Annotated in this window: 25 protein-coding genes; 12 read left to right on the top strand and 13 right to left on the bottom strand. The window is 62.9% G+C overall.

Annotated features, from left to right (window positions below):
- Positions 1–114 precede the first annotated feature (114 nt).
- Positions 115–621 carry a peptide deformylase gene (gene def / locus PLD_RS14785; protein WP_159893917.1) on the bottom strand — a complete coding sequence of 169 codons (507 nt, stop codon included), beginning with the start codon at positions 619–621 and terminating at the stop codon, positions 115–117.
- 399 nt (positions 622–1,020) lie between these two features.
- Between def and dprA the strand changes: the two genes are divergently transcribed.
- Positions 1,021–2,133 carry a DNA-processing protein DprA gene (gene dprA / locus PLD_RS14780; protein WP_159893915.1) on the top strand — a complete coding sequence of 371 codons (1,113 nt, stop codon included), beginning with the start codon at positions 1,021–1,023 and terminating at the stop codon, positions 2,131–2,133.
- 94 nt (positions 2,134–2,227) lie between these two features.
- On the top strand, positions 2,228–2,785 hold the full coding sequence (locus tag PLD_RS14775) for an L-threonylcarbamoyladenylate synthase (protein ID WP_159893913.1): 558 nt from the start codon (positions 2,228–2,230) through the stop codon (positions 2,783–2,785).
- 170 nt (positions 2,786–2,955) lie between these two features.
- Here the strand turns inward: PLD_RS14775 and PLD_RS14770 are convergent, their stop codons facing one another.
- Positions 2,956–3,936 (bottom strand): NADPH:quinone reductase, encoded by a 981-nt coding sequence (locus PLD_RS14770; protein ID WP_159893911.1) that lies wholly within the window; start codon positions 3,934–3,936, stop codon positions 2,956–2,958.
- A 167-nt stretch (positions 3,937–4,103) separates the two neighbouring features.
- Here PLD_RS14770 and hemF point away from each other — a divergent pair, with 167 nt between their 5' ends.
- Entirely contained in the window at positions 4,104–5,018 is a 915-nt protein-coding gene (gene hemF / locus PLD_RS14765) for an oxygen-dependent coproporphyrinogen oxidase (protein ID WP_159893909.1), read from the top strand.
- Positions 5,019–5,136: 118 nt separating this feature from the next.
- On the top strand, positions 5,137–5,958 hold the full coding sequence (gene aroE, locus PLD_RS14760) for a shikimate dehydrogenase (RefSeq protein WP_159893907.1): 822 nt from the start codon (positions 5,137–5,139) through the stop codon (positions 5,956–5,958).
- A 168-nt stretch (positions 5,959–6,126) separates the two neighbouring features.
- Here the strand turns inward: aroE and PLD_RS14755 are convergent, their stop codons facing one another.
- From PLD_RS14755 to betC, 3 genes are all read right to left on the bottom strand, one after another.
- Complete coding sequence (locus PLD_RS14755; RefSeq protein ID WP_159893905.1) at positions 6,127–7,695, bottom strand: SulP family inorganic anion transporter; 1,569 nt, start codon at positions 7,693–7,695, stop codon at positions 6,127–6,129.
- 209 nt (positions 7,696–7,904) lie between these two features.
- Positions 7,905–8,822, bottom strand: coding sequence for a choline ABC transporter substrate-binding protein (gene choX / locus PLD_RS14750; protein ID WP_159893903.1), 918 nt, complete (start codon positions 8,820–8,822; stop codon positions 7,905–7,907).
- A 100-nt stretch (positions 8,823–8,922) separates the two neighbouring features.
- On the bottom strand, positions 8,923–10,437 hold the full coding sequence (betC, locus tag PLD_RS14745; RefSeq protein ID WP_159893901.1) for a choline-sulfatase: 1,515 nt from the start codon (positions 10,435–10,437) through the stop codon (positions 8,923–8,925).
- Between the two features lie 114 nt (positions 10,438–10,551).
- Here betC and PLD_RS14740 point away from each other — a divergent pair, with 114 nt between their 5' ends.
- Positions 10,552–11,502 (top strand): LysR family transcriptional regulator, encoded by a 951-nt coding sequence (locus tag PLD_RS14740; protein ID WP_159893899.1) that lies wholly within the window; start codon positions 10,552–10,554, stop codon positions 11,500–11,502.
- Between the two features lie 175 nt (positions 11,503–11,677).
- Positions 11,678–12,004 (top strand): DOPA 4,5-dioxygenase family protein, encoded by a 327-nt coding sequence (locus PLD_RS14735; protein WP_159893897.1) that lies wholly within the window; start codon positions 11,678–11,680, stop codon positions 12,002–12,004.
- Positions 12,005–12,060: 56 nt separating this feature from the next.
- On the opposite strand, the gene PLD_RS14730 is transcribed toward PLD_RS14735, so the two are convergent.
- From PLD_RS14730 to trpB, 3 genes are all read right to left on the bottom strand, one after another.
- Positions 12,061–12,504, bottom strand: a complete 444-nt coding sequence (locus PLD_RS14730; RefSeq protein WP_159893895.1) for an anti-virulence regulator CigR family protein — start codon at positions 12,502–12,504, stop codon at positions 12,061–12,063.
- A 123-nt stretch (positions 12,505–12,627) separates the two neighbouring features.
- On the bottom strand, positions 12,628–13,440 hold the full coding sequence (gene trpA, locus PLD_RS14725; protein WP_159893893.1) for a tryptophan synthase subunit alpha: 813 nt from the start codon (positions 13,438–13,440) through the stop codon (positions 12,628–12,630).
- A complete protein-coding gene (gene trpB, locus PLD_RS14720) occupies positions 13,440–14,660 on the bottom strand; it encodes a tryptophan synthase subunit beta (protein WP_016965136.1) in 1,221 nt (406 codons plus the stop codon). The genes trpA and trpB overlap by 1 nt, the downstream gene beginning before the upstream one ends.
- A gap of 130 nt (positions 14,661–14,790) precedes the next feature.
- Here trpB and PLD_RS14715 point away from each other — a divergent pair, with 130 nt between their 5' ends.
- Complete coding sequence (locus tag PLD_RS14715; protein ID WP_159893891.1) at positions 14,791–15,684, top strand: LysR family transcriptional regulator; 894 nt, start codon at positions 14,791–14,793, stop codon at positions 15,682–15,684.
- Here the strand turns inward: PLD_RS14715 and PLD_RS14710 are convergent.
- A complete protein-coding gene (locus tag PLD_RS14710) occupies positions 15,681–16,007 on the bottom strand; it encodes a YqjD family protein (RefSeq protein ID WP_159893889.1) in 327 nt (108 codons plus the stop codon). The two genes, PLD_RS14715 and PLD_RS14710, sit on opposite strands and share 4 nt — an antisense overlap.
- 158 nt (positions 16,008–16,165) lie before the next feature.
- On the opposite strand from PLD_RS14710, the gene PLD_RS14705 reads away from it, so the two are divergent.
- Both PLD_RS14705 and PLD_RS14700 read left to right on the top strand, forming a co-directional pair.
- Positions 16,166–16,381: a dodecin gene (locus PLD_RS14705; RefSeq protein ID WP_159893887.1), complete on the top strand. Its 216-nt coding sequence runs from the start codon at positions 16,166–16,168 to the stop codon at positions 16,379–16,381.
- A 134-nt stretch (positions 16,382–16,515) separates the two neighbouring features.
- The gene (locus PLD_RS14700; RefSeq protein ID WP_159893885.1) at positions 16,516–16,740 is read left to right on the top strand and encodes a DUF1161 domain-containing protein; all 225 of its coding nucleotides are present in this window, start codon (positions 16,516–16,518) and stop codon (positions 16,738–16,740) included.
- Between the two features lie 70 nt (positions 16,741–16,810).
- Here the strand turns inward: PLD_RS14700 and PLD_RS14695 are convergent, their stop codons facing one another.
- Complete coding sequence (locus tag PLD_RS14695) at positions 16,811–17,812, bottom strand: LLM class flavin-dependent oxidoreductase (protein ID WP_159893883.1); 1,002 nt, start codon at positions 17,810–17,812, stop codon at positions 16,811–16,813.
- Between the two features lie 241 nt (positions 17,813–18,053).
- Here PLD_RS14695 and PLD_RS14690 point away from each other — a divergent pair, with 241 nt between their 5' ends.
- A complete protein-coding gene (locus tag PLD_RS14690; protein WP_159893881.1) occupies positions 18,054–18,485 on the top strand; it encodes an OsmC family protein in 432 nt (143 codons plus the stop codon).
- A 151-nt stretch (positions 18,486–18,636) separates the two neighbouring features.
- On the top strand, positions 18,637–18,870 hold the full coding sequence (locus PLD_RS14685; RefSeq protein ID WP_159893879.1) for a DUF1161 domain-containing protein: 234 nt from the start codon (positions 18,637–18,639) through the stop codon (positions 18,868–18,870).
- A 6-nt stretch (positions 18,871–18,876) separates the two neighbouring features.
- Here the strand turns inward: PLD_RS14685 and PLD_RS14680 are convergent, their stop codons facing one another.
- Positions 18,877–19,296, bottom strand: a complete 420-nt coding sequence (locus tag PLD_RS14680) for a hypothetical protein (protein WP_159893877.1) — start codon at positions 19,294–19,296, stop codon at positions 18,877–18,879.
- A 164-nt stretch (positions 19,297–19,460) separates the two neighbouring features.
- Between PLD_RS14680 and PLD_RS14675 the strand changes: the two genes are divergently transcribed.
- Complete coding sequence (locus PLD_RS14675; protein ID WP_159893875.1) at positions 19,461–20,537, top strand: aminopeptidase; 1,077 nt, start codon at positions 19,461–19,463, stop codon at positions 20,535–20,537.
- 104 nt (positions 20,538–20,641) lie between these two features.
- Here PLD_RS14675 and PLD_RS14670 read toward each other — a convergent pair whose 3' ends face one another.
- Together PLD_RS14670 and PLD_RS14665 are read right to left on the bottom strand one after the other, a co-directional pair.
- Positions 20,642–21,292 (bottom strand): HAD family hydrolase, encoded by a 651-nt coding sequence (locus PLD_RS14670; protein ID WP_159893873.1) that lies wholly within the window; start codon positions 21,290–21,292, stop codon positions 20,642–20,644.
- A 28-nt stretch (positions 21,293–21,320) separates the two neighbouring features.
- Positions 21,321–21,866 (bottom strand): gamma carbonic anhydrase family protein, encoded by a 546-nt coding sequence (locus PLD_RS14665; RefSeq protein WP_159893871.1) that lies wholly within the window; start codon positions 21,864–21,866, stop codon positions 21,321–21,323.
- Positions 21,867–21,925 lie beyond the last annotated feature (59 nt).

The raw sequence follows: 21,925 nt of genomic DNA, 5'->3' as shown, positions 1-21,925 counted from the left end.
GGGGTACTCGCTTGCAAAGGGGGCGCAGGAGAAACGATCGCGGGCAAGCCCGCTCCTACACAAATGCTTCATTGTAGGAGGGCGCTTGCCCGCGATGCATCACTGGATAAGGAATCAAGCCTGTTGGCGATGCTGCTTTTCCAGCTTCTTCTTGATCCGGTCACGTTTGAGCGTGGACAGGTAATCGACGAACAGCTTGCCGTTCAGGTGGTCGCATTCGTGCTGGATGCACACCGCGAGCAAGCCCTCGGCGATCAGCTCGTAAGGCTTGCCGTCGCGGTCCAGAGCCTTGACCTTGACCCGCTGCGGACGGTCGACGTTCTCGTAGAAACCCGGTACCGACAGGCAGCCTTCCTGATACTGGTCCATCTCGTCGGTCAGGGCTTCGAACTCGGGGTTGATGAACACCCGGGGTTCGCTGCGGTCTTCGGACAGGTCCATGACCACGATGCGTTGGTGCACGTTGACCTGGGTCGCCGCCAGACCAATGCCTGGGGCCTCATACATTGTTTCAAACATGTCATCGACCAACTGACGCACTTCGTCGTCCACTACGGCCACGGGTTTGGCGATAGTGCGCAGGCGCGAATCGGGGAATTCGAGGATGTTTAAAATGGCCATAAGCGTAATTGCTACACGTGTGAAGTAAGGGCGGAGTCGGCGTCCTGGCAGGTACTGGACCTGGTCCGCCGATGCAAAACGTGCTCTGGGAAGGAGCGAGCCGCGCAGGCTCTGGCGTTTTACGCGAGTGCACATAATAAAGGGATTCAGCCCATGAGGAAATCACTGTTCGCCCGTCAGGCGTTGGCTTGGATGGCCATCGATCGGCCTTGCACGGCGCTTCGACAGGCGAGGTGGGCGCTTGGGCGGGCGGTTACGCGGTGGCGCGGACAGAGCAATGCCGAGGCTCGTCCGTTGTAGTCCAGGCGTTCAAGGAAACCTTTCCTCAACAAGTTACCAACAGACTTATCCACAGCTTGTTCCGGCGTTCGCCGGACCGATGATGATCAAGGATGATTCATGTCGCACTCGACTGCTGCCTCTATTTCCCCGGCGGAACTTGAAGCCCGTATACGTTTGCACGCTCTGCCGGCCTTGGGACCCATGCGCTTTCAGCGTTTGCTCCAGGCCTTCGGTTCAGCCTCTAAAGCCCTGAGCGCTCCGGCCAGTGCGTGGCATTCCTTGGGCCTGCCGGTGGCGTGTGCCGACGCTCGACGCAGCGCTGAAACCCGTGAGGGCGCGCGCCGCACATTGGCCTGGATAGACAACCAGGCCCAGCATTTACTGATGTGGGACCAGCCTGGCTACCCGGCCTTGTTGGGACAGTTGGAGGATGCGCCGCCGCTGCTGTTCGTCGCCGGTGATCCGTCGATTCTTGAGCGTCCGCAGTTGGCGATGGTGGGCAGTCGCCGCGCCTCGCGGCCGGGCTTGGATACCGCCGCGGCGTTTTCCCGGAGCCTGGCCGGTGCTGGATTTGTGATCACCAGCGGTTTGGCCCTGGGCATCGATGGCGCGGCTCATCAGGCGGCCCTGGACGTTGGCGGACGCACTGTGGGCGTGCTGGGCACCGGTCTGGAAAATTTTTATCCACAGCGCCACCGGGTGCTGGCCAAGGCCATGATCGACCAGGGCAGCGCAGTGATTTCCGAGTTTCCCCTGGACACCGGCCCACGTCCTGAGCACTTCCCCAGGCGTAACCGGATCATCAGCGGTTTGTCGCTGGGCGTGCTGGTGGTGGAGGCCAGTGTCGCCAGCGGCTCGTTGATCACCGCGCGGCTGGCGGCGGAACAAGGCCGCGAGGTGTACGCCATTCCTGGCTCGATCCATCACCCCGGTGCCCGGGGGTGTCATCAGTTGATACGCGATGGCGCGGTGCTGGTGGAAAGCGTCCAGCACATCCTTGAAACGCTGAGCGGGTGGCGACACCAGCCGCCCGCTTCAGCACCGCCTGCCGCCAGTGCTCACCACCCATTGCTGGCGTTGCTGCACGTCGCGCCCCACAGCAGCGAGGCCTTGGCGCTGGCCAGCGGCTGGCCCCTGCCCCGGGTGCTGGCGGCCTTGACGGAGTTGGAGATCGACGGCTGTGCGGTCAATGAAAATGGCCGTTGGTTGGCGTGTCTGGGCGAGACTTGAGTGTGGTCATGGACTGTCGCCAAACGGGAACAGACCCTAGGTTTTATAGGCAGGATCGGTAAACTGCGCACAGCTTTTATCTGGAGGTTCGGCAATGGTCAGCAGTTGGCGTGTGCAACAAGCCGCACGAGAGGTTCGCGCAGGGGCGGTGATTGCTTATCCAACCGAAGCGGTCTGGGGCCTGGGGTGCGATCCGTGGAATGAAGAGGCGGTGGATCGCCTGTTGGCGATCAAGTCACGTTCGGTGGACAAAGGCTTGATCCTGGTCGCAGACAATATCCACCAGTTCGATTTCCTCTTCGAGGACTTTCCGGACACTTGGATCGATCGCATGTCCAGCACCTGGCCGGGGCCCAACACCTGGTTGGTGCCCCATCAAAACCTGCTGCCTGAGTGGGTGACCGGGGTGCATGACACCGTCGCGTTGCGGGTCAGCGACCACCCGTTGGTGCGTGAACTGTGCGCGCTGGTGGGGCCGTTGATTTCCACCTCGGCCAACCCTCAGGGCCGGCCAGCGGCGCGCACACGGATTCGGGTCGAGCAGTACTTCCGTGGGCAGTTGGACCTGGTACTCACCGGCAGCTTGGGCGGGCGCAAGAACCCCAGCCTGATACGCGATCTGGCCACCGGCAAGGTGGTGCGGCCTTCCTGAGGCATCTGTGGCAAGGGAGCGTGCTCCCGCTCGGCCGCGCAGCGCTCGCAGTCACGAGCAGCGCGTTGCAGCACAAGACACGCGGTGCCTGGATGGGGCTGCGATGCAGCCTCGCTCGCCACAGGGGGCAGCCCGGTTTCCGGCGAGTGCCTTCGCAGCAGGTAATGACCTCAATCGGGCAACAGCACCGTCGAACCGGTGGTGCGTCGCGCCGACAGTTCGATGTGCGCCTTGGCGGCGTCCGCCAGGGCAAAGCGCTGGCCAATCTCGATCTTCAACTTGCCGCTGACAATCATGGCGAACAGGTCGTCGGCCATGAGCTGCAGGTTCTCGGCATTGTTGGCGTAGCTGGCCAGGGTCGGCCGGGTGACATACAGCGAGCCCTTGGCCGAGAGAATCCCCAGGTTCACCCCTTCCACCGCACCCGAGGCATTGCCGAAGCTGACCATCAGACCACGTGGCGCCAGGCAATCCAGGGAGGTCAGCCAGGTGTCCTTGCCGACCCCGTCGTACACCACCGGGCACTTCTTGCCGTCGGTCAGCTCCAGCACTCGCTGGGCCACGTCTTCATGGCTGTAGTCGATGGTTTCCCAGGCGCCCAAGGCTTTGGCGATGGCGGCTTTTTCCGGCGAGCTGACGGTGCCGATCAGCTTTACCCCAAGGGCCTTGGCCCACTGACAGGCCAGGGAGCCGACGCCCCCCGCGGCGGCGTGGAACAGTATGGTTTCGCCCCCCTTGAGTTCATAGGTCTGACGCAGCAGGTACTGCACGGTCAGGCCCTTGAGCATCACCCCGGCGGCTTGCTCGAAGCTGATGGCGTCCGGCAGGTGCACCAGGTTGGCTTCGGGCAGCACATGCATAGTGCTGTACGCGCCCAGCGGGCCGCTGCCATAGGCCACGCGATCCCCGACCTTGAAGCGGGTTACGGCGCTGCCCACGGCGTCCACCACCCCGGCCCCTTCGGCGCCCAGGCCCGAAGGAAGCGCCGGCGGTGCATACAGGCCGCTGCGGAAATAGGTGTCGATGAAATTCAGGCCGATGGCCTGGTTGCTGACGCGCACCTGCTGCGGACCCGGCTCGACCGGTTGGTCATCCACATACTCGAGTACTTCGGGGCCGCCGTGGGCACGGAACTGGATACGTTTGGCCATCTGTATGCTCTCCTGGGTCGTCGCGTGAAAGGGCTCTATCGGACGCCTGTGCTTGACCTTCGTCAACTGCGACCGAATACAGTGCGGTGTTATGCTACGCGCCCATTTGCACCGGCCTGCGTTTTATCCCTAGCGCCGCGTAGCTCTGCCCGATTCAAGGTGATGCCATGACTACCCGCACCGAGGCCGTAAAAGCCTACCTGCTCGACCTGCAAGACCGCATTTGCGCGGCACTGGAAACCGAAGATGGCGGCGCTCGTTTCGTCGAGGATGCCTGGACCCGTCCGGCTGGTGGCGGCGGACGCACCCGGGTCATCGGCGACGGCGCAGTGATCGAAAAGGGTGGGGTCAACTTTTCCCACGTGTTCGGCAGCGGCCTGCCACCTTCGGCCAGCGCTCACCGCCCGGAACTGGCCGGTCGCGGTTTCGAGGCCCTGGGCGTGTCCCTGGTGATCCACCCGCATAATCCCCATGTGCCGACGTCCCACGCTAACGTGCGCTTTTTCATCGCCGAGAAGGAAGGTGAAGAGCCGGTCTGGTGGTTCGGCGGTGGTTTCGACCTGACCCCCTACTACGGCAACATCGATGACTGCGTGCACTGGCATCGAGTGGCCGAGCGGGCCTGCGCGCCATTCGGTCCGGATGTGTATTCGCGCTACAAGACCTGGTGCGACAGTTATTTCTACATCAAGCACCGCAACGAGCCTCGGGGCATCGGCGGGCTGTTCTTCGATGACCTGAACGAGTGGGATTTCGACACCAGCTTCGCCTTCATGCGGGCCATCGGCGACGCTTACATCGAGGCTTACCTGCCTATCGTCCAGCGCCGCAAGGCGATGCCCTACACCGAGTCGCAGCGTGAGTTCCAGGAGTTCCGTCGCGGCCGTTATGTGGAGTTCAATCTGGTCTACGATCGCGGCACGCTGTTTGGCTTGCAATCGGGCGGTCGCACCGAGTCGATCCTCATGTCGCTGCCGCCGCAGGTGCGTTGGGGGTACGACTGGAAGGCCGAGCCTGGCAGCGAAGAGGCGCGCCTGACCGAGTACTTCCTGCAAGACCGCGACTGGTTGGGCAACCACTAATACCGCACGCACTGCTAGCGCCGACTGCTCGGCCAAGAGGCCGTTGCAGCGGGCGCTGTTCGCGCTGGCGCAGTTGCCGGCCAGCCCGCTCTGGTGGGTGTTGAGCACAGGGGGAGAGATGGATCAGTACGTTGTTTTTGGTAATCCGATCGGCCACAGCAAGTCACCGCTGATTCATCGGCTGTTTGCTCAGCAGACGGGCCAGCAGTTGCAGTACACCGCCTTGCTGGCGCCTCTGGATGATTTTGCGGGCGCTGCCCGTAGCTTCTTTGCCCACGGACGCGGCGCCAATGTCACGGTGCCGTTCAAGGAAGACGCCTATCGTTTGTGCGACAGCCTGACCGAGCGAGCGCAGCGGGCCGGCGCGGTAAACACCCTGAGCAAACAGGCTGACGGCACGCTGCTGGGAGACAACACCGACGGCGCCGGGTTGGTGCGCGACCTGATGGTGAACGCCGGGGTCAGTCTCAAGGGCAAGCGGATTCTGCTGCTGGGAGCCGGTGGTGCCGTGCGCGGGGCCTTGGAACCCTTGCTGGCGCAGCAGCCGGCCTCGGTGGTAATTGCCAACCGCACGGTGGCGAAGGCTGAGCGTTTGACCGAGCTGTTCGCCGACTTGGGCCCGGTGTCGGCCAGTGGTTTCGACTGGCTGCAGGAGTCGGTGGACCTGATCATCAACGCCACCTCCGCCAGCTTGTCGGGGGAACTGCCGCCGATTGCCAGCAGCCTGATCGAGCCGGGCCGGACGGTGTGCTACGACATGATGTACGGCAAGCAACCGACGCCGTTCTGCCGTTGGGCCAGTGAACAGGGCGCGGCGCTGGTACTGGACGGCCTGGGAATGCTCGCCGAGCAGGCGGCGGAAGCCTTCTACCTGTGGCGTGGGGTGCGCCCGGACAGTGCTCCGGTGCTGGCCGAACTGCGGCGCCAGCTGGCCCTGTAACCCCCTGAAGATGAGGTGTGGCGGGGGAGCTTGCTCCCATTAGGCCGGGTTGGCGTACCAGCGCGCAGCGGTCGTCAAGCGGCTATCGCCCAGCAACAGGCAGAACCGGGAAACCGGCCTTGGGCTTGCTGCGCGAGCCACAGGTGGCGTCTCCCTCAAACCTTGGTGTCAGTCTTCGAAGTGGATCGGGCAGTGCTCCGGTCCTTCGAGCTTGATCAATTCCTCTTTTACCGTCTGTCGCGCCCGGCGCAGGGTCAGGCTGCGGTCCTGGCGTTTCAGCCGGCGCGCTTCCTGATGCAGCATCGCTACTCCTGAATAGTCGATGAAGTTGATCTGCCGTGCGTCGATCACCAACCGTGGCGCGTGGCAGCGTTGCATGCGCACCTGCAGGTAATGGCTGGCGCCGAAGAAGATCGACCCGCCGACCCGCAGGATGTCCTCATCGCCTTCGCTGAACTGCTGCACCCGGGGTTGCGAGGTGCGCTTGAGGTAGAAGAACAGCGACGCCAGCACCCCGGCGTAGATCGCTGTTTGCAACTCCAGAAGCAAGGTGGCGATGCAGGTCAGGCTCATCACCACGAATTCGGCGCGGCTGACCCGGAACAACGCGCGAACGCCTCGGTGATCCACCAGCCCCCAGCAGATCAGCAGGATGCTGCCAGCCATGGCCGGGATCGGAATATGTGCAATCAGCCCGGCGCCGGTCACCGCGAACAGCGCCACCCAGAGCGCCGAGAACACCCCGGCCAGGGGCGAGCGGGCGCCGGCTTCGTAGCTCAAGCCCGAGCGGGTGAAGGAGCCTGAGGACAGGTAGCCAGAGAAGCACGCACCGACGATGTTCGACAGGCCCTGGGTGCGGATTTCCTGGTTGGCGTCCAGCAGTTGCTCCGAGCGCGCCGACAGCGAGCGGGCAATCGACAAGCTGGTGACCAGCCCCAGCATGCCCACCGCCACGGCGCTTGGCAGCAGGCGCAGGATCAGCTCCAGGTCCAGTGGCACGGGGCTCAACGGTGGTAAGCGGCCAACAAAGGCGCTGACCCGTTGCACATGGCCGAACAGCCCTGGCAGCAACCACACCACCCAGGCGCTGAGTATCAGGCTGATCAACAGGCTCGGCCAGCGTGGCGCCAGCAGCTTGAGGCCAAGGCCGACAATCAGCGTGCCCAGTCCCAGCAGCAGCGAAGGCAGGTCCACGGCATCCAGATGCTCCAGCAGCTGGCTCAGGCTAGTGAGGGCGGTGGCTTGGCTGGGCAGGTCCAGGCCCAGCAGGTTAGGCAACTGTCCCAGGGCGATCACCACCGCCGCGCCGAGGGTGAAGCCCAGCACCACCGAATGCGAGACGAAGTTCACCAGGGCGCCGAAGCGCAACATCCCCAATAGCCACTGGAACACTCCGGCCAGCAGGGTCAGCAGCAGGATCAGGGTGATGTAGTCCTCGGAGGCCGGCAGCGCCAGGGGGCTGACACTGGCGTACAGAACGATGGAAATCGCCGCCGTGGGTCCGCAGATCAGGTGCCAGGAGGAGCCCCAGAGGCAGGCGATCAGCACCGGGACTATGGCCGCGTACAGCCCGTACTCCGGGGGCAGGCCGGCGATCAGGGCGTAGGCGATGGATTGTGGCAGGGCGAGAATCGCGCCGCTCAAGCCCACCAGCAAGTCACGACCGACGCTGGCGCGGGTCTGCTGTGGCAGCCAGCTCAGAAAGGGCAGCAGTGAACGGCGATTGGGCCAGGCCATGATTCCTCGCGGTTGGGTTGATTCAAGAGGTGTCAGGGTAATGCATTGTCCAGGCTTGGGCGTGGGGCTGAGCAACCTGCTCGCATTGCTCAGCCTCGTGGTCGCGGATTCTGCACTCGCGGCTTGCTGCTGGAACGCATTGGTCGCGGTTGGGACTGCTGCGCAAGCCCGCCCCCTGGCTGCAGCCATCGCCGTCGAGCATGGGCGATCTACAGGTTGGCCTGCACGGCCCCCAGCGCGTCTTGGCCATCGAAGGTCTTGACCCCTTCCAGCCATGGCTCCAGCACCGTCGGGTTGGCCTTGATCCAGGCCTTGGCCGCCTCGGCGTTGCTGACCTTCTTGTTTATCACCCAGGACATGATGCTGTTCTCCATGTCCTGGGTGAAACGCAGATTGCTCAGCAGCTTGCCGACATTCGGGCAGGCCTGTGCGTAACCTTTGCGGGTCAGGGTGTAGACGCTGCCGCTGGCACCGAAATACTTCTCGCCACCGGTCAGGTAGCGCATGTTCAGTTGCACGTTCATTGGGTGTGGGGTCCAGCCGAGGAAGGTCACGAAGCGCTGCTTCTTGGTGGCCCTGGAGACTTCGGCAAGCATTGCCTGCTCGCTGGATTCGATCAGCTTCCACTGGCCGAGGTTGAACTCGTTGTGCTTGATGATTTCCTGCAGCGACAGGTTGGCCGGGGCGCCGGAGCCGATGCCGTAGAGCTTGTGGTTGAACCGGTCGGCGAACGTGTTCAGATCGGCAAAGTCATGCACCCCCGCCTCCCACACGTAGTCCGGAACTGCCAGGGTGAATTCGGTGCCTTCCAGGTTTTTCGCCACCTGGGTGACCTCGCCATTGGCCACGAACTTGTCGTAGAAGCCTTGCTGCGCCGGCATCCAGTTGCCCATGAAGACATCCACCTGGCCGTCCTTGAGCCCGCCGTAGATGATCGGCACCGCCAGGGTATCGATCTTGGCCTTGTAGCCCATGCTTTCCAGCAAAAAACCGGTGATGGCGTTGGTGGCGGCGATGTCGCTCCAGCCTGGATCGGCCATTTTCACCGTCTCGCACGAGTCGGCCCAGACGGATGCGCTGCCCAGAGCCAGGAAGCCGATTGCCAGTGCTGTGGATAATCGTTGCATGTTCTTCCCCTTAAAACCGGTTCACGATCGGCGGCGCTTCGCTCATGCGTGGTTAAAAAGGCCTGAGCGTCGCGCGCTGGATCCTGTACAGGTGCTTACGTTATTGGTGTTGGCAGGGTTGTGGATAACGAGCCTTGCGCTCCAGGTCATCGAGGTCGATGTGGTTACGCATGTATTGCTCACCGGCGTCCACCATGGGCTGATGGTCCCAGCTCTTGCGTTTGCCCCGGCTCAGGGCGTCGGCCACCAGGCGGCGACGGCGCTGGCTGACCAGGACCTGTTGGTGAAGCGTCGGAATGTCCCATTTGTCCCGGGCTTCGGCGAGGAAGGCGCTGAACAGCGTTTGATGCTCGGCCGACTGGCTGAGGTCGCGGTGTTCCTGCGGGTCGTTGGCTACATCGAAGAGTAGACAGGGGTCGTCTTCGCTGTAGATGAATTTGTAGGCGCCCCGACGAATCATCATCAGCGGGCTGATGCTGCCTTCGGCCATGTATTCGCCGAACACCTCATCGTGGCCGCCCTGCCCCAGCAGATGGGGGACCAGGGAGCGGCCGTCCAGAGGTAGGTCGGGCTCCACGCGGCCACCGGCCAGCTCCACCAGGGTCGGCAGCAGGTCGGCGGTGGAGACGGCGGCGCCAACCCGCCCGGCGGCGAACTGCCCCGGCGCGCAGATCAGCAGCGGCACCCGGGCGGCCATTTCGAACCAGTGCATTTTGTACCAGAGGCCGCGCTCGCCGAGCATGTCGCCGTGGTCGCCGGAAAACACGATCAGGGTGTCGTCCGCCAGCCCGGTGTCTTCCAGGGTCTGCAGCAGCTTGCCGACGTTGCTGTCGATGTAGCTGCAGGCGCCGAAGTAGGCCCGTCGCGCGTCGCGGATCTTATCCACAGGCAGCGGTTTGTTCCACAGGTCGTAGACCTTGAGCAGGCGCTGGGAATGCGGGTCCAGCTCGCTCTGCGGTGGGGTCTGGGGCAGCGGAATGTCGTCGTCGCGGTACAGGTCCCAGAAGGCCTTGGGAATGGTGTAGGGATCGTGGGGGTGGGTCATGGAGACGGTCAGGCAGAACGGCCGGTCGCCGGCTTCGCGCACATGGTCGAACAGGTACTGCTGGGCCTTGAACACCACCTCTTCATCGAAATCCAGTTGGTTGGTGCGCACGCAAGGGCCGGCCTGCAGCACCGAGGACATGTTGTGGTACCAACTGGGGCGCACCTCGGGTTCATCCCAGTTCACCGCCCAGCCGTAGTCGGCGGGGTAGATGTCGCTGGTCAAGCGCTCTTCGTAGCCGTGCAACTGATCCGGGCCGCAGAAGTGCATCTTGCCCGACAGCGCCGTGCGATAGCCCAGGCGCCGCAGGTAGTGGGCGTAGGTGGGCACGTCAGCGGGGAAGTCCGCGGCGTTGTCGTAGGCGCCGATTCTGCTCGGCAACTGGCCGCTGACCAGGGTGAAGCGCGAGGGCGCGCACAGCGGACTGTTGCAGTAGGCGGCGTCGAACACCACGCCTTGGGCGGCCAGGCGGCTGAGGTGCGGCAGCTGGATCGGCGATGGACCGTAGAACGGTAGCAAGGGCGCGGCCATCTGATCGGCCATGATGAAAAGAATGTTCTTGCGCTTCATGGGTTCGCGGCATTCCATAGTCAAGGGTTATGCGAAAGTGCTGCGATTGAGCATGGATTCCATGTCTTTGGCGGTAAAGCCCATGCACGGCAATGACTAGGATAAGTACAGCTTATGTATGAAGCCCTTGGCGACCTGTCCCTGGACCTGCTCCGGGTGTTTGAAGCGGCCGCACGTCTGCGCAGCTTCACCGCGGCGGCAGTGGAACTGGGCACTACCCAGCCGGCGATCAGCCAGCAAATCAAGCGGCTGGAAGAGCAATTGGGCGTACGCTTGTTCGACCGCATCTACCGGGGCATCGAACTGACCGACTCCGGCGCGTTGTTGCTGGAGCAGGTGCAGATCGGCTTGCAGAGCATCGATGCCGGTCTCACTGCCCTGGTCCAGCAGCATCAGCACGAGGTGTTGCAGGTGGCCACGGATTTCGCCTTCGCCGCCTACTGGCTGATGCCGCGCCTGCATCGCTTCCATGAGGCCAACCCCCAGGTGGACGTCAGCCTGGTGACCAGCGAACGCAGCCACAGCATGCTGCGCAGCGATATCGACGTGGCGGTGTTGTTCGGCGACGGGCGTTTCAAACACGGCGAAGGTCACTGGCTGTTCAGCGAGGAAGTGTTTCCGGTGTGCAGCCCGCTGCTGCTCAAGGACCGCGCTGCCCCCCTGCCCGCCCATGCCCTGCTGGAGATGCCGCTGCTGCACCTGCGCGGCGAAAACGCCAGTCACTGGTTCGACTGGAGCGGGGTGTTCCGCGAACTGGGACTGGCCGGCGCCCCGCCCCCCGGGCAATTGCGTTTCGACAACTACACCCTGCTGATCCAGGCGGCCATCGGCGGCCAGGGCGTGGCCATCGGCTGGCGCCACCTGGTGGACAACCTGCTGGACCAGGGCCTGCTGTGCCGGCCGATCGCCCAGAGTGCGCTGTCCGCCTACGGCTATTACGTGGTGCTGCCGCCGCGCAAGCGTCGCGGGCCGTTGATCCAGCGCTTCGTCGATTGGCTGATGGCCGAGCAGGCCGGCAGCGGCCAGTTCCTCACGGGATTGTCGTTGCCGTCCATTGCCTTATAGGTGGATCGCAGCCTATAAGGCTGCGCCAGCAACTGCTGGAGGTGGCGGCGACGCTGGTGCAAGCGTTTTGAGCCGGTCGGCTTTCGGTGTTTTCATGGGGTCGGTGTTTTCTTCACAGCGGGTGTTCTGCATCTGTGGCGAGCCTTGAGGGCTCGTCTTTATCGCGAGGCTTTGCATGCAACGGATCAAGGGCTATCACGCCCATGTCTACTTTGACGCCAGCACCCTGGACCAGGCCCGGGCCTTGTGCGAGCAGGCGGCGCAGCTGTTCGAGCTGCAAATGGGCCGGGTACATGAGCGGCCGGTCGGGCCGCACCCGGATTGGAGCTGCCAGTTGGCGTTCGCTCCCGAGCTATTTGCCCAGGTGGTGCCGTGGTTGGCGCTCAATCGCCGGGGGCTGGTGGTGTTTTTACACCCGGACACTGGCAATGACCTGTTGGATCACACGGATCATGCGATGTGGATGGGAGCCGTCAGGCTGCTGGATGTGTCGGGGTTCTAAGGTGCGGCGGTGCACGGTAAGCCGGCTCCTGGAAGCCGGACTTGTACAAAAAACGATCAGTAGAGCACGCCGTTGAGGATCTCGTAGACGATCCCGGTGCTCACGGCGATCAGGATGATGTCACCGCCCATGCGTCGCCATTCGTAGCCTTGATACACCGGTAGGCGCGACAGGGCGCGGCGGTCGAGGCGCTCGCCGTAGTAGCCGTGAGGCAACGGCCGACCGCGGACCAGGTGGATACCCGGTGGCGGTGGAGCGCCGCGTACGAAGTAGCGGTGGTTGTCGCGGATGGTTTGACGCACCGGGCCAAAATCCCGGGGCGGGCCGCCCCGGTGGTTATTCCCTGAGCCGCGATGTTCATGACCGCGGTTGTCCCAATGCTCCTGCTGTGGCCCACCGCGATTATGGCCACCGCGTTCGTCGGCCATGACCTGTAGTAGCGGGCTTGCGCTGAGCATCAGCACGGCCGCACCGGCAATCAGACGTTTGGGCATTTTCATCAGGCATTCCTCACAGCGCATGCAGCAAAAAGGGGTTCAGAACGTTGGCTCTGAACCCCCAAGGTCTTGCTTATTTAGTCTGCGTGGCGAGGCGCTAATTCCTCTGTATCGGGAACTTTACCTTCAGCTGACCCGGGCTTGACGCACGCCTTCGGACAAGGCCGCGCACAGGCTCAGGACTCCGTCCACCGCTTGCTCGCAAGACTCGGCATTGGCGATGTGGTCGATCAGCGCCGAGCCCACGACCACGCCGTCTGCCAGGCGGGCGATGGCGGCGGCCTGCTCCGGGGTGCGGATGCCGAAACCGATGCTGATGGGCAGGTCGGTGTGGCGTCGCAGGCGGGCCACGGCCTCCTCCACATGCTCCAGGGTGGCGGCGCCGGCGCCGGTCACCCCAGCTACCGAAACGTAGTAGACAAAGCCGGAACTGCCATCGAGCACCTTCGGCAGGCGCGCGTCGTCGGTGGTCGGCGTGGTCAGGCGGATGAAGTCGATGCCGGCGGCCTGGGCCGGGTCGCAGAGCTCGCTGTTATGTTCCGGTGGCATGTCGACCACGATCAGGCCATCCACCCCGGAGGCCTTGGCGTCGGCGATGAAACGCCCCACGCCGTAGTGGTGGATGGGGTTGAAGTAGCCCATCAGCACCAACGGGGTTTCGTGGTTGCCGTCGCGGAATTCGCGGACCATCTGCAGGGTTTTCGCCAGGTTTTGCTGGGCTCCCAGGGCGCGGATGTTGGCCAGCTGGATCGCCGGGCCGTCGGCCATCGGATCGGTGAAGGGCATGCCCAGTTCGATCACGTCGGCGCCGGCTGCGGGCAGGCCCTTGAGGATCGCCAGGGAGGTGTCGTAGTTCGGATCGCCTGCGGTGATGAAGGTCACCAGGGCGGCGCGGTTCTGTTCTTTGAGCTTGGCAAAGCGGGTGTGCAGGCGGCTCATCAGTGTTTCTCCTGCTGGGACTGTTGCATGTGGTGCATGACGGTTTGCATGTCTTTGTCGCCACGCCCCGAGAGGTTGACCACCATCAGGTGATCCTTGGGTAGGGTCGGTGCGCGCTTGAAGACTTCGGCCAGGGCGTGGGCGCTTTCCAGGGCCGGGATGATGCCCTCCAGGCGGCAGCATTGGTGGAACGCGGCCAGGGCTTCGTCGTCGGTCACCGAGGTGTATTCGACGCGGCCGATGTCGTGCAACCAGGCGTGTTCCGGGCCGATGCCGGGGTAGTCGAGGCCGGCGGAAATCGAGTGGGCGTCGATGATCTGGCCATCGTCGTCCTGCAGCAGGAAGGTGCGGTTGCCGTGTAGCACGCCGGGTACGCCGCCGTTGAGGCTGGCGGCGTGTTTGCCGGTCTCGATGCCGTAGCCGGCGGCTTCGACGCCGATGATCTGCACGCTTTTATCGTCAAGGAACGGGTGGAACAGGCCCATGGCGTTGGAACCGCCGCCGATGCACGCCACCAGGCTGTCCGGCAGACGGCCTTCCTGGGCTTGCATCTGCTCGCGGGTTTCCTTGCCGATCACCGCCTGGAAGTCGCGGACCATGGCCGGATACGGGTGCGGGCCGGCCACGGTGCCGATCAGGTAGAAGGTGCTGTCGACGTTGGTTACCCAGTCACGCAGGGCTTCGTTCATGGCGTCTTTCAGGGTGCCGGTGCCGGCGACGACCGGGATCACTTCGGCGCCTAGCAGCTTCATGCGGAACACGTTGGCCTGTTGGCGTTCGATGTCGGTGGTGCCCATGTAGATCACGCATTGCAGACCAAAGCGCGCGGCCACGGTGGCGGTGGCCACGCCGTGCATGCCGGCACCGGTCTCGGCGATGATGCGTTTCTTGCCCATGCGCCGGGCCAGGAGGATCTGGCCGATGCAGTTGTTGATCTTGTGCGCGCCGGTGTGGTTCAGCTCTTCGCGCTTGAGGTAGATCTTGGCGCCGCCGCAGTGTTCGGTCAGGCGCTCGGCGAAGTACAGCGGGCTTGGACGACCGACGTAATCGCGCTGGAAGTAGGCCAGTTCCTTGAGGAACTCGGGATCTTCCTTGGCCTTTTCGTATTCACGGGCCAGGTCGAGGATCAGCGGCATCAGGGTTTCTGCCACGTAGCGGCCGCCGAACGCACCAAACAGGCCGTTGTCGTCAGGACCATTACGCAATTGGGACTGGGTCATTGGAGCGCTCCCGGAGAAGTGTGTGGAAAGACGGTGTCGTCGAAGAACAATGGTGTTCACTCTACCCCTGACACTGGTGGCTGAAAACCGATAAGATCGCCACAACCTGTCAGGAAAACTCACAAGTAAAATGAGCCGCGATCTGCCTCCCCTGAATGCCCTGCGGGCCTTCGAAGCCGCCGCCAGACTCAACAGCGTCAGTCAGGCTGCCGAGCAATTGCACGTCACTCACGGCGCGGTCAGCCGCCAGTTGAAAGCGCTCGAAGCGCACCTGGGGCTGAGCCTTTTCGTCAAGGACGGGCGAGGCCTTAAACTCACAGATGCCGGAGTCCGCCTGCGGGATGTCAGCAATGAGGCATTCGAGCGTCTGCGCGACGTGTGCGCCGAACTGACCCAAAGCAGCGCCGATGCGCCGTTCGTCCTTGGCTGCTCTGGCAGCTTGCTGGCCCGCTGGCTGATTCCGCGCCTGGGACGATTGCATGCCGACCTTCCGGACTTGCGCCTGCACCTGTCTGCCGGTGAGGGCGATCTGGACCCACGCCGCCCGGGGCTGGATGCCTTGCTGGTGTTCGCCGAGCCGCCGTGGCCTGCGGACATGCAGGTCTATGAGTTGGCCTGCGAGCGCATCGGCCCGGTGCTCAGCCCGCGTTATGGCGGTTACCCGCATTTGCGCGAAGCGCCGGCCACGGTGCTGCTGGAAGAGTCTCTGTTGCACACCACCTCGCGCCCCCAGGCCTGGCCCAGTTGGGCGCGGCAAAATGGCATCGCCACCGAACGGCTGAAGTACGGGCAGGGTTTCGAGCATCTGTATTATTTGCTGGAAGCGGCCGTGGCTGGGCTTGGCGTGGCGATCGCCCCGCAACCGCTGGTGACCGAGGACTTGCTGGCGGGCAGGCTGGTGGCCCCGTGGGGGTTTTCCGACACCCCGGGGCAACTGGCGCTGTGGCTACCCAAGCGCGCCGCGGACGGGCGCGCTCGGCAACTGGCGCAGTGGCTGAAAAATGAACTGCGCCAGCAACGTTAATTACGGTGTTTGCACAACAGATACGCGGCCAGCAGACCAATAGCGCCGACGGCCACACCGGCAGTGGTCCACGGGTGCTCCTGGGCATAGTCGCGGGTGGCGATCCCGGTTTCACGGGTTTTTACTTTGACTTCTTCATACGCGTCGGCGAGCAGGCTACGCGAGTGCTTCAAGGCACTTTCAGCATTGCTTTTGAGCGCTTTGAGGGTTTTGCGCGACTCGTCAGAAGCGTCGTCCTTGAGGCTTTCCAGGGATTTGAGCAGGCTTGCGATCTCAGCTTCCATGCTTTCCAGTGAGGCTTTGCGTAGCGAAGTATTGGCCATGTCGGCTCTCCTGCAGGGTGATGAGTGGGCTGTGTAATATCCGACTGCGACGTATGGGGAAAGTGCAGAAAATCTGAATTTCCCCCTGGGCAATGGCGCCCCCCGTAATAAGAACAATCACTGCTAGGCTGTAATTCACAGCTAAAAAGGAGAACGCCATGACCGATCATCACACCTACAAAAAAGTTGAGCTGGTGGGTTCGTCGCCCAACAGCATCGAAGAGGCGATCAACAACGCGCTGGCCGAGGCGCATAAAAGCATCAAGCACTTGGAGTGGTTTGAAGTGACCGAAACACGCGGTCATATCAAGGACGGCAAAGCGGCGCACTTTCAGGTCACGCTCAAGGTGGGGTTTCGGATTGTGAATAGTTGAAGGCTTGAGCTAGGCTCTGGAACTTGTGCGCTGGCCGATTGCCATAGGAAATGGCAAAGCGCTACAACTGTTTTGAACCTCTGTCAGGCCGGCCTCTACGCCGCCTCTTTTGATCCGACCAGGGAATGTGACCGATGAAAAACCTAGTATTAGCTGCTGCTTTGTTGAGTCTTGCGGGAACTGCCTTAGCCGCTGGCAAGCCCTGTGACGAGCTCAAAGGCGAGATTGCTGCAAAGCTCGACGCCAATGGCGTCGCGCACTACTCGCTGGAAGTGGTGGACAAAGGCGCGGCGGCAGACGGCAAAGTGGTCGGCTCTTGCGAAGCCGGCACCAAGGAGATTGTCTACAAGCGTGGCTGAGCCCTTGTAGAGGTAAAAAAACCGACGCCAAGGCGTCGGTTTTTTTTGCCTGCCAGAACCTGCCCCGGCCTTAGCCTTTCATCACTTGTGACAGCAATTCATAGGAATGCAGGCGATCGGCGTGTTCGTACAGGTCGCAGGTGAAGATCAGTTCATCGGCACCGGTCTGCTCGATCAGGACTTCGAGCTTGGCGCGGATTTTTGCCGGGCTGCCGATCATGGCCAGTCCCAGGAAGCTCATGACGGCCTCCTTCTCGTGGGGCAGCCACAGGCCATCCATGCTTTGTACCGGCTTGCGCTGCACCAGGCTCTGGCCACGCATCAGCGCGAGAATCCGCTGGTACACCGAAGTGGCCAGGTACTCGGCCTGTTCATCGGTGTCGGCGGCGACCAGCGGTACGCCGAGCATCACGTAAGGTTTGTCGAGCACCGCCGAAGGCTTGAAGTGGTTGCGATAGACGCGAATTGCCTCATGCATGTAGCGCGGAGCGAAATGTGAGGCAAAGGCATAGGGCAAACCCCGCTCTCCAGCCAATTGCGCGCTGAACAGGCTGGAACCCAGCAACCACACCGGCACGTTGGTCCCGGTGCCTGGTACCGCGATCACTCGCTGTTCTGGGGTACGCGGGCCGAGATAGGCCATCAGCTCCGCCACGTCTTGGGGGAAATCGTCGGCACTGCCGGAGCGTTCCCGGCGCAGGGCGCGGGCGGTCATCTGGTCTGAACCCGGTGCGCGGCCCAGGCCCAGGTCGATGCGGCCCGGGTACAGGCTTTCCAGGGTGCCGAACTGTTCAGCGATCACCAGTGGCGCATGGTTGGGCAGCATGACGCCGCCGGAACCGACGCGAATGGACGAGGTGCCAGCGGCCAGGTAGCCGAGTAAAACCGAGGTCGCGGAGCTGGCGATGCCGTCCATGTTGTGGTGCTCGGCGACCCAGAAGCGAGTGTAGCCGCACTTTTCCACGTGTTGCGCCAAGTCCAGGGAATTGCGCAAGGATTGCGCCGGGCTGCCGTCTTCGCGCACGGGCACCAGGTCGAGGGTCGAGAATTTAACAGCGGACAGCGCAGTCATAAGCCTGCTTCTCCTTAAGGGTGTGCAGGCTTGTGTCATGAGCCAAAGCCTGTCGAAGTCTGTAAGTCAGACCTATGCAATGTGGGCATATACCCGAGTTTCAATAGTCAGAGTGAATTTGTCGGGTAAATGAACGCCGATCACCCCGTCTGAACTTTGCCGTCAGATCTATCCTCAGAACCCTTAGGCAACGCAAACCATTACGGTGCGAATCATCGCGCTGGTTCTTAAGGAGATAGAGATGAGTATCAAAAAGAAAGCCTCGGCTCATTGGGAAGGTGATCTGAAAACCGGTATTGGCTCTATTTCGACCGAAACCGGTGTGTTGCGCGAAGCGCCTTACGGTTTCACGGCGCGTTTTGAAGGTGGCAAGGGCACCAATCCGGAAGAGTTGATCGGTGCCGCCCATGCGGGCTGCTTCTCCATGGCTTTTTCGATGATTCTTGGTGAGGCCGGGCTCAAGGCGGACAGCATCGACACCCAGGCGCAAGTGACCCTGGATCAGGTCGACGGCGGCTTCGCCATCACTGCGGTGCAGCTGATTCTGAAGGCGAAGATCCCCGGCGCCAGTCAGCAGCAGTTCACTGAGTTGAGCAATAAGGCCAAGGAAGGTTGCCCGGTGTCCAAGGTGCTTAACGCCAAGATCAGCCTGGATGCGACCCTGGTCGGCTGACGCGGGCGCAGCGCGGCGAGCCGGTTCCTTGCCCCATGGCCGGAGCCGGCCAGCGCGCTGGCCCAGAACTCGTTTCCAATACCTGTGGTCGAATGCTCGACTGCGGCTTCAGTGCACGTTCGTGCGCGCCGCAGCCAGGGAGCTTTAGATCATGAAACGTTTTGCCTTGGCGGTTGTTAGTTGTGCGCTGGCCTCATCGGCCCTGGCCGCCCCCAAGCCCTGTGATGAACTCAAGGCCGAGATCGAAGCCAAGATCCAGGCCCGGGGCGTACCGTCCTACACGCTGGAAATCGTCAACAACGACGAAGTCCAAGACACCAACATGGTGGTCGGCAGCTGTGAAAACGGCACCAAGAAGATCATCTACCAGAAGAACGATGGCTGAGCCCAATCAGGGCACGCAATTGATCATGCGCTCCTCGGCGACGATCTCGCGCTGGGCGTTGTACAGCCGGGCGCTGGGGGTGAACGCCAGGTTGCGCGCTTCCAGGCGATAACGCTGGCCGGCCTGGAAATGGTCGTAGCGCACTGTCAGGTAGCACAGGCGTTCCTGAGGTTCGGCATTCATGCCCATGCCGCCGGAGAACACCTCGAAGTCAAAGCGCACCGTCAACTCATGGCTACCCGGGCTGACCTGGAAGTAGCGGCCGTCCTGCAAACGCTGGTTGTCCAGGCGTTCGGCCATCACCAGTTTGCCGCCTGGGGTCGGTGTGGCCAGGTCGATCCAGGCCTGCTGGGGATCGACGTTGGGCAAGGGGCTGGAGCAGGCGCCGAGGGCGGTGAGGCTGAGGGCGAGCAATAAGTGGCGCATGGCGGTGGCCGATTGAGCGTGGGGAATCTGAGCATAACGCTGATCAACGACCTTGGCAGCCCTCTGCTGGTGTTGCGGGCATTTCCAGTGACGTCACGGGCGCCTGGCGAAGTGTCGGGCTGGCGAGATAGTCTTGCCGGCAGATTTTCTCCGGATGATGCACATTGAACAGGCCGCCTTCATGCCATCGGATACGTGATGCCGTTTCGCGTGTCCTGCTGCCGATCCTGATGCTTGGCCTGCTCAGCGGCTGCAGCAGCCTGGATTACTACAGCCAACTGGCCAGTGGACAGTTGCAGCTGTTGCGGGCGCGCACCCCGGTGGCCGAGGTGTTGGCAGATCCCGCTAGTGACCCGACCCTGCGGGCCCATCTGGCCCAGTCGCAGCGGGCCCGGAGCTTTGCCAGCCAGTACCTGCACCTGCCGGACAACCGCAGCTACCGGCTGTACGTCGACATCGGCCGGCCCTATGTGGTGTGGAATGTGTTCGCTACGCCGGAGTTCTCCCTGAGTCCGCAAACCCACTGCTTTCCCATTGCCGGTTGCGTCGCCTACCGCGGCTACTACAGCCAGGGCGCGGCTCGCGGTGAGGCGGCGCGGCAGCAGCTAAAAGGCATGGATGTGGCAATTGGCGGGGTGGAGGCGTACTCGACCCTGGGCTGGTTCGACGATCCGATCATCAGTTCGATGATGCACTGGGGCGATGAGCGCCTGGCGACCCTGATCTTTCATGAGCTGGCCCATCAGCGCTTCTATGTGAAGGATGACACCGAGTTCAATGAATCTTTTGCCACCTTCGTCGAGCAGGAGGGCACACGGCAATGGCGGGCCTATCGCGGTTTGCCGCCCCAGGACAACGTCGATGTGCGCCAGCGTGATCAGTTCATCCAGCTGTTGCTCGATACGCGCAAACGCCTGGAGCGTCTATATGCCCTGCCCTTGCCCGTCGAGCAGATGCGTCAGCGCAAGGCATTGGCGTTCGAGCGTTTGCGCGAGGATTATCGGCAACTGCGTGACAGCCAGTGGGCCGGCTCCAAACGTTATGATGCCTGGATCAATGCGCCGCTGAACAATGCGCGGCTGCTGCCGTTCGGCTTGTACGACCAGTGGGTGCCGGCATTTGCCGCGTTGTTCAAACAGGTGAGGGGCGACTGGCCGGGGTTTTTCGCCGCGGTGGAGACGCTGGGGCAGTTGCCGGTCGAGCAGCGCAAGGCGGCCTTGCAGCGACTGATGGGGGCTTGAGGTAACGCGGATCGAGCGCGGTGGCAGGTTGTGACAAGCGCGCTGGGCGCCCCGGCGGGAGCAAGCGCCCTTGTCCCCGTGGGTGCCTTGGGTTCGGCTGGTGCCTAATGGCCTAAAAACGCCTGGTGCAGCTCGGCCAGGGTTTCGAAGTGATAGGCCGGTGCTTCTGCAATCAACTCCTCGCGACTGCCAAAGCCATAGCCCACCGCCGCTGCGTCCAGGCCGTTGCGCCGGGCTCCGATCAGGTCATGCTTGCGGTCGCCGATCATCAGGGTGGTGGCCGGGTCGAGCCGTTCCTGCTCCAGCAAGTGGGCGATCAGCTCCACCTTGTCGGTGCGGGTGCCGTCCAGCTCGCTGCCGTAGATCACCTTGAAGTGCCGGGCGAAGTCGAAATGGCGGGCGATTTCCCTGGCGAACACCCAGGGTTTGGAGGTGGCGATGTACAGTTGTCGGCCTTGGTTGCCGAGGGTTTCCAGCAGCGGCATGACACCGTCGAAAACCCGGTTCTCATAGAGACCGGTGACTTTGAAGCGTTCGCGGTAGAAGTTCACCGCTTCCCAGGCCCGGGCTTCGTCGAAGGCGTAGAACTGCATGAACGCCTGCAACAGCGGTGGGCCGATGAAGTGTTCCAGCCGGGTCAGGTCCGGCTCATCGATGCCCAGCTTGCCCAGGGCGAACTGGATCGAGCGGGTGATGCCTTCGCGCGGGTCGGTCAGGGTGCCGTCGAGGTCGAATAATACGCTTTGGTAATGCATGGTAGGTCCTGGGCAGTGCAGCTATGGGTCAAGGCTGGTCGTAGCCTTCGGCCAGGTGCAGGTCTTTGAGTTTCACGTAGTTGGCCGCGCTGTAGGTGAAGAACGCCCGCTCCTTGTCGGTCAGCGGGCGTGCCTGTTTCACCGGGCTGCCGACATAGAGGAAACCGCTTTCCAGGCGCTTGCCCGGCGGTACCAGGCTGCCGGCGCCGACGATCACCTCGTCTTCCACCACCGCGCCGTCCATGACGATGCTGCCCATGCCGATCAGGACCCGGTTGCCGATGCTGCAGCCGTGGAGCATGACTTTGTGGGCGATGGTCACGTCATCGCCGATCAGCAGCGGGAAGCCGTCGGGGTTGAAGGGGCCGGCGTGGGTGATGTGCAGCACGCTGGCGTCTTGCACGCTGGTGCGCGCGCCGATGCGGATACGGTGCATGTCGCCGCGGATCACGGTCAGCGGCCAGACTGAGCTGTCGGCGCCGATTTCCACGTCGCCGATGACCACCGCCGAGTGGTCGACAAAGGCCCGTTCGCCCAGGTTGGGTGTGTGTTTCTGGTAGGTGCGAATGGCCAAGTGCGCATGCCTCTCTGAGATTTATTAATGGGGTCTATAGCTGCGGTGGCTGTCGATTG

Source organism: Pseudomonas sp. LD120, from assembly GCF_009861525.1.
Lineage (GTDB): Bacteria > Pseudomonadota > Gammaproteobacteria > Pseudomonadales > Pseudomonadaceae > Aquipseudomonas.
The sequence above is the reverse complement of the archived record's forward strand: the minus strand, read 5'-3'. Positions and strand labels throughout refer to the sequence as shown.

Coding starts and splice junctions, on each gene's coding strand:
- PLD_RS14710 (WP_159893889.1), bottom strand. CDS start 16,007: ATGGCCAATACTTCGCTACGCAAAGCCTCACTGGAAAGCATGGAAGCT.
- trpB (WP_016965136.1), bottom strand. CDS start 14,660: ATGACCCAGTCCCAATTGCGTAATGGTCCTGACGACAACGGCCTGTTT.
- PLD_RS14700 (WP_159893885.1), top strand. CDS start 16,516: ATGAAAAACCTAGTATTAGCTGCTGCTTTGTTGAGTCTTGCGGGAACT.
- PLD_RS14770 (WP_159893911.1), bottom strand. CDS start 3,936: ATGGCCAAACGTATCCAGTTCCGTGCCCACGGCGGCCCCGAAGTACTC.
- PLD_RS14690 (WP_159893881.1), top strand. CDS start 18,054: ATGAGTATCAAAAAGAAAGCCTCGGCTCATTGGGAAGGTGATCTGAAA.
- trpA (WP_159893893.1), bottom strand. CDS start 13,440: ATGAGCCGCCTGCACACCCGCTTTGCCAAGCTCAAAGAACAGAACCGC.
- PLD_RS14730 (WP_159893895.1), bottom strand. CDS start 12,504: ATGAAAATGCCCAAACGTCTGATTGCCGGTGCGGCCGTGCTGATGCTC.
- PLD_RS14670 (WP_159893873.1), bottom strand. CDS start 21,292: ATGCATTACCAAAGCGTATTATTCGACCTCGACGGCACCCTGACCGAC.
- PLD_RS14740 (WP_159893899.1), top strand. CDS start 10,552: ATGTATGAAGCCCTTGGCGACCTGTCCCTGGACCTGCTCCGGGTGTTT.
- dprA (WP_159893915.1), top strand. CDS start 1,021: ATGTCGCACTCGACTGCTGCCTCTATTTCCCCGGCGGAACTTGAAGCC.
- PLD_RS14735 (WP_159893897.1), top strand. CDS start 11,678: ATGCAACGGATCAAGGGCTATCACGCCCATGTCTACTTTGACGCCAGC.
- def (WP_159893917.1), bottom strand. CDS start 621: ATGGCCATTTTAAACATCCTCGAATTCCCCGATTCGCGCCTGCGCACT.
- PLD_RS14685 (WP_159893879.1), top strand. CDS start 18,637: ATGAAACGTTTTGCCTTGGCGGTTGTTAGTTGTGCGCTGGCCTCATCG.
- PLD_RS14705 (WP_159893887.1), top strand. CDS start 16,166: ATGACCGATCATCACACCTACAAAAAAGTTGAGCTGGTGGGTTCGTCG.
- hemF (WP_159893909.1), top strand. CDS start 4,104: ATGACTACCCGCACCGAGGCCGTAAAAGCCTACCTGCTCGACCTGCAA.
- PLD_RS14715 (WP_159893891.1), top strand. CDS start 14,791: ATGAGCCGCGATCTGCCTCCCCTGAATGCCCTGCGGGCCTTCGAAGCC.
- PLD_RS14775 (WP_159893913.1), top strand. CDS start 2,228: ATGGTCAGCAGTTGGCGTGTGCAACAAGCCGCACGAGAGGTTCGCGCA.
- aroE (WP_159893907.1), top strand. CDS start 5,137: ATGGATCAGTACGTTGTTTTTGGTAATCCGATCGGCCACAGCAAGTCA.
- choX (WP_159893903.1), bottom strand. CDS start 8,822: ATGCAACGATTATCCACAGCACTGGCAATCGGCTTCCTGGCTCTGGGC.
- PLD_RS14755 (WP_159893905.1), bottom strand. CDS start 7,695: ATGGCCTGGCCCAATCGCCGTTCACTGCTGCCCTTTCTGAGCTGGCTG.
- PLD_RS14695 (WP_159893883.1), bottom strand. CDS start 17,812: ATGACTGCGCTGTCCGCTGTTAAATTCTCGACCCTCGACCTGGTGCCC.
- PLD_RS14680 (WP_159893877.1), bottom strand. CDS start 19,296: ATGCGCCACTTATTGCTCGCCCTCAGCCTCACCGCCCTCGGCGCCTGC.
- betC (WP_159893901.1), bottom strand. CDS start 10,437: ATGAAGCGCAAGAACATTCTTTTCATCATGGCCGATCAGATGGCCGCG.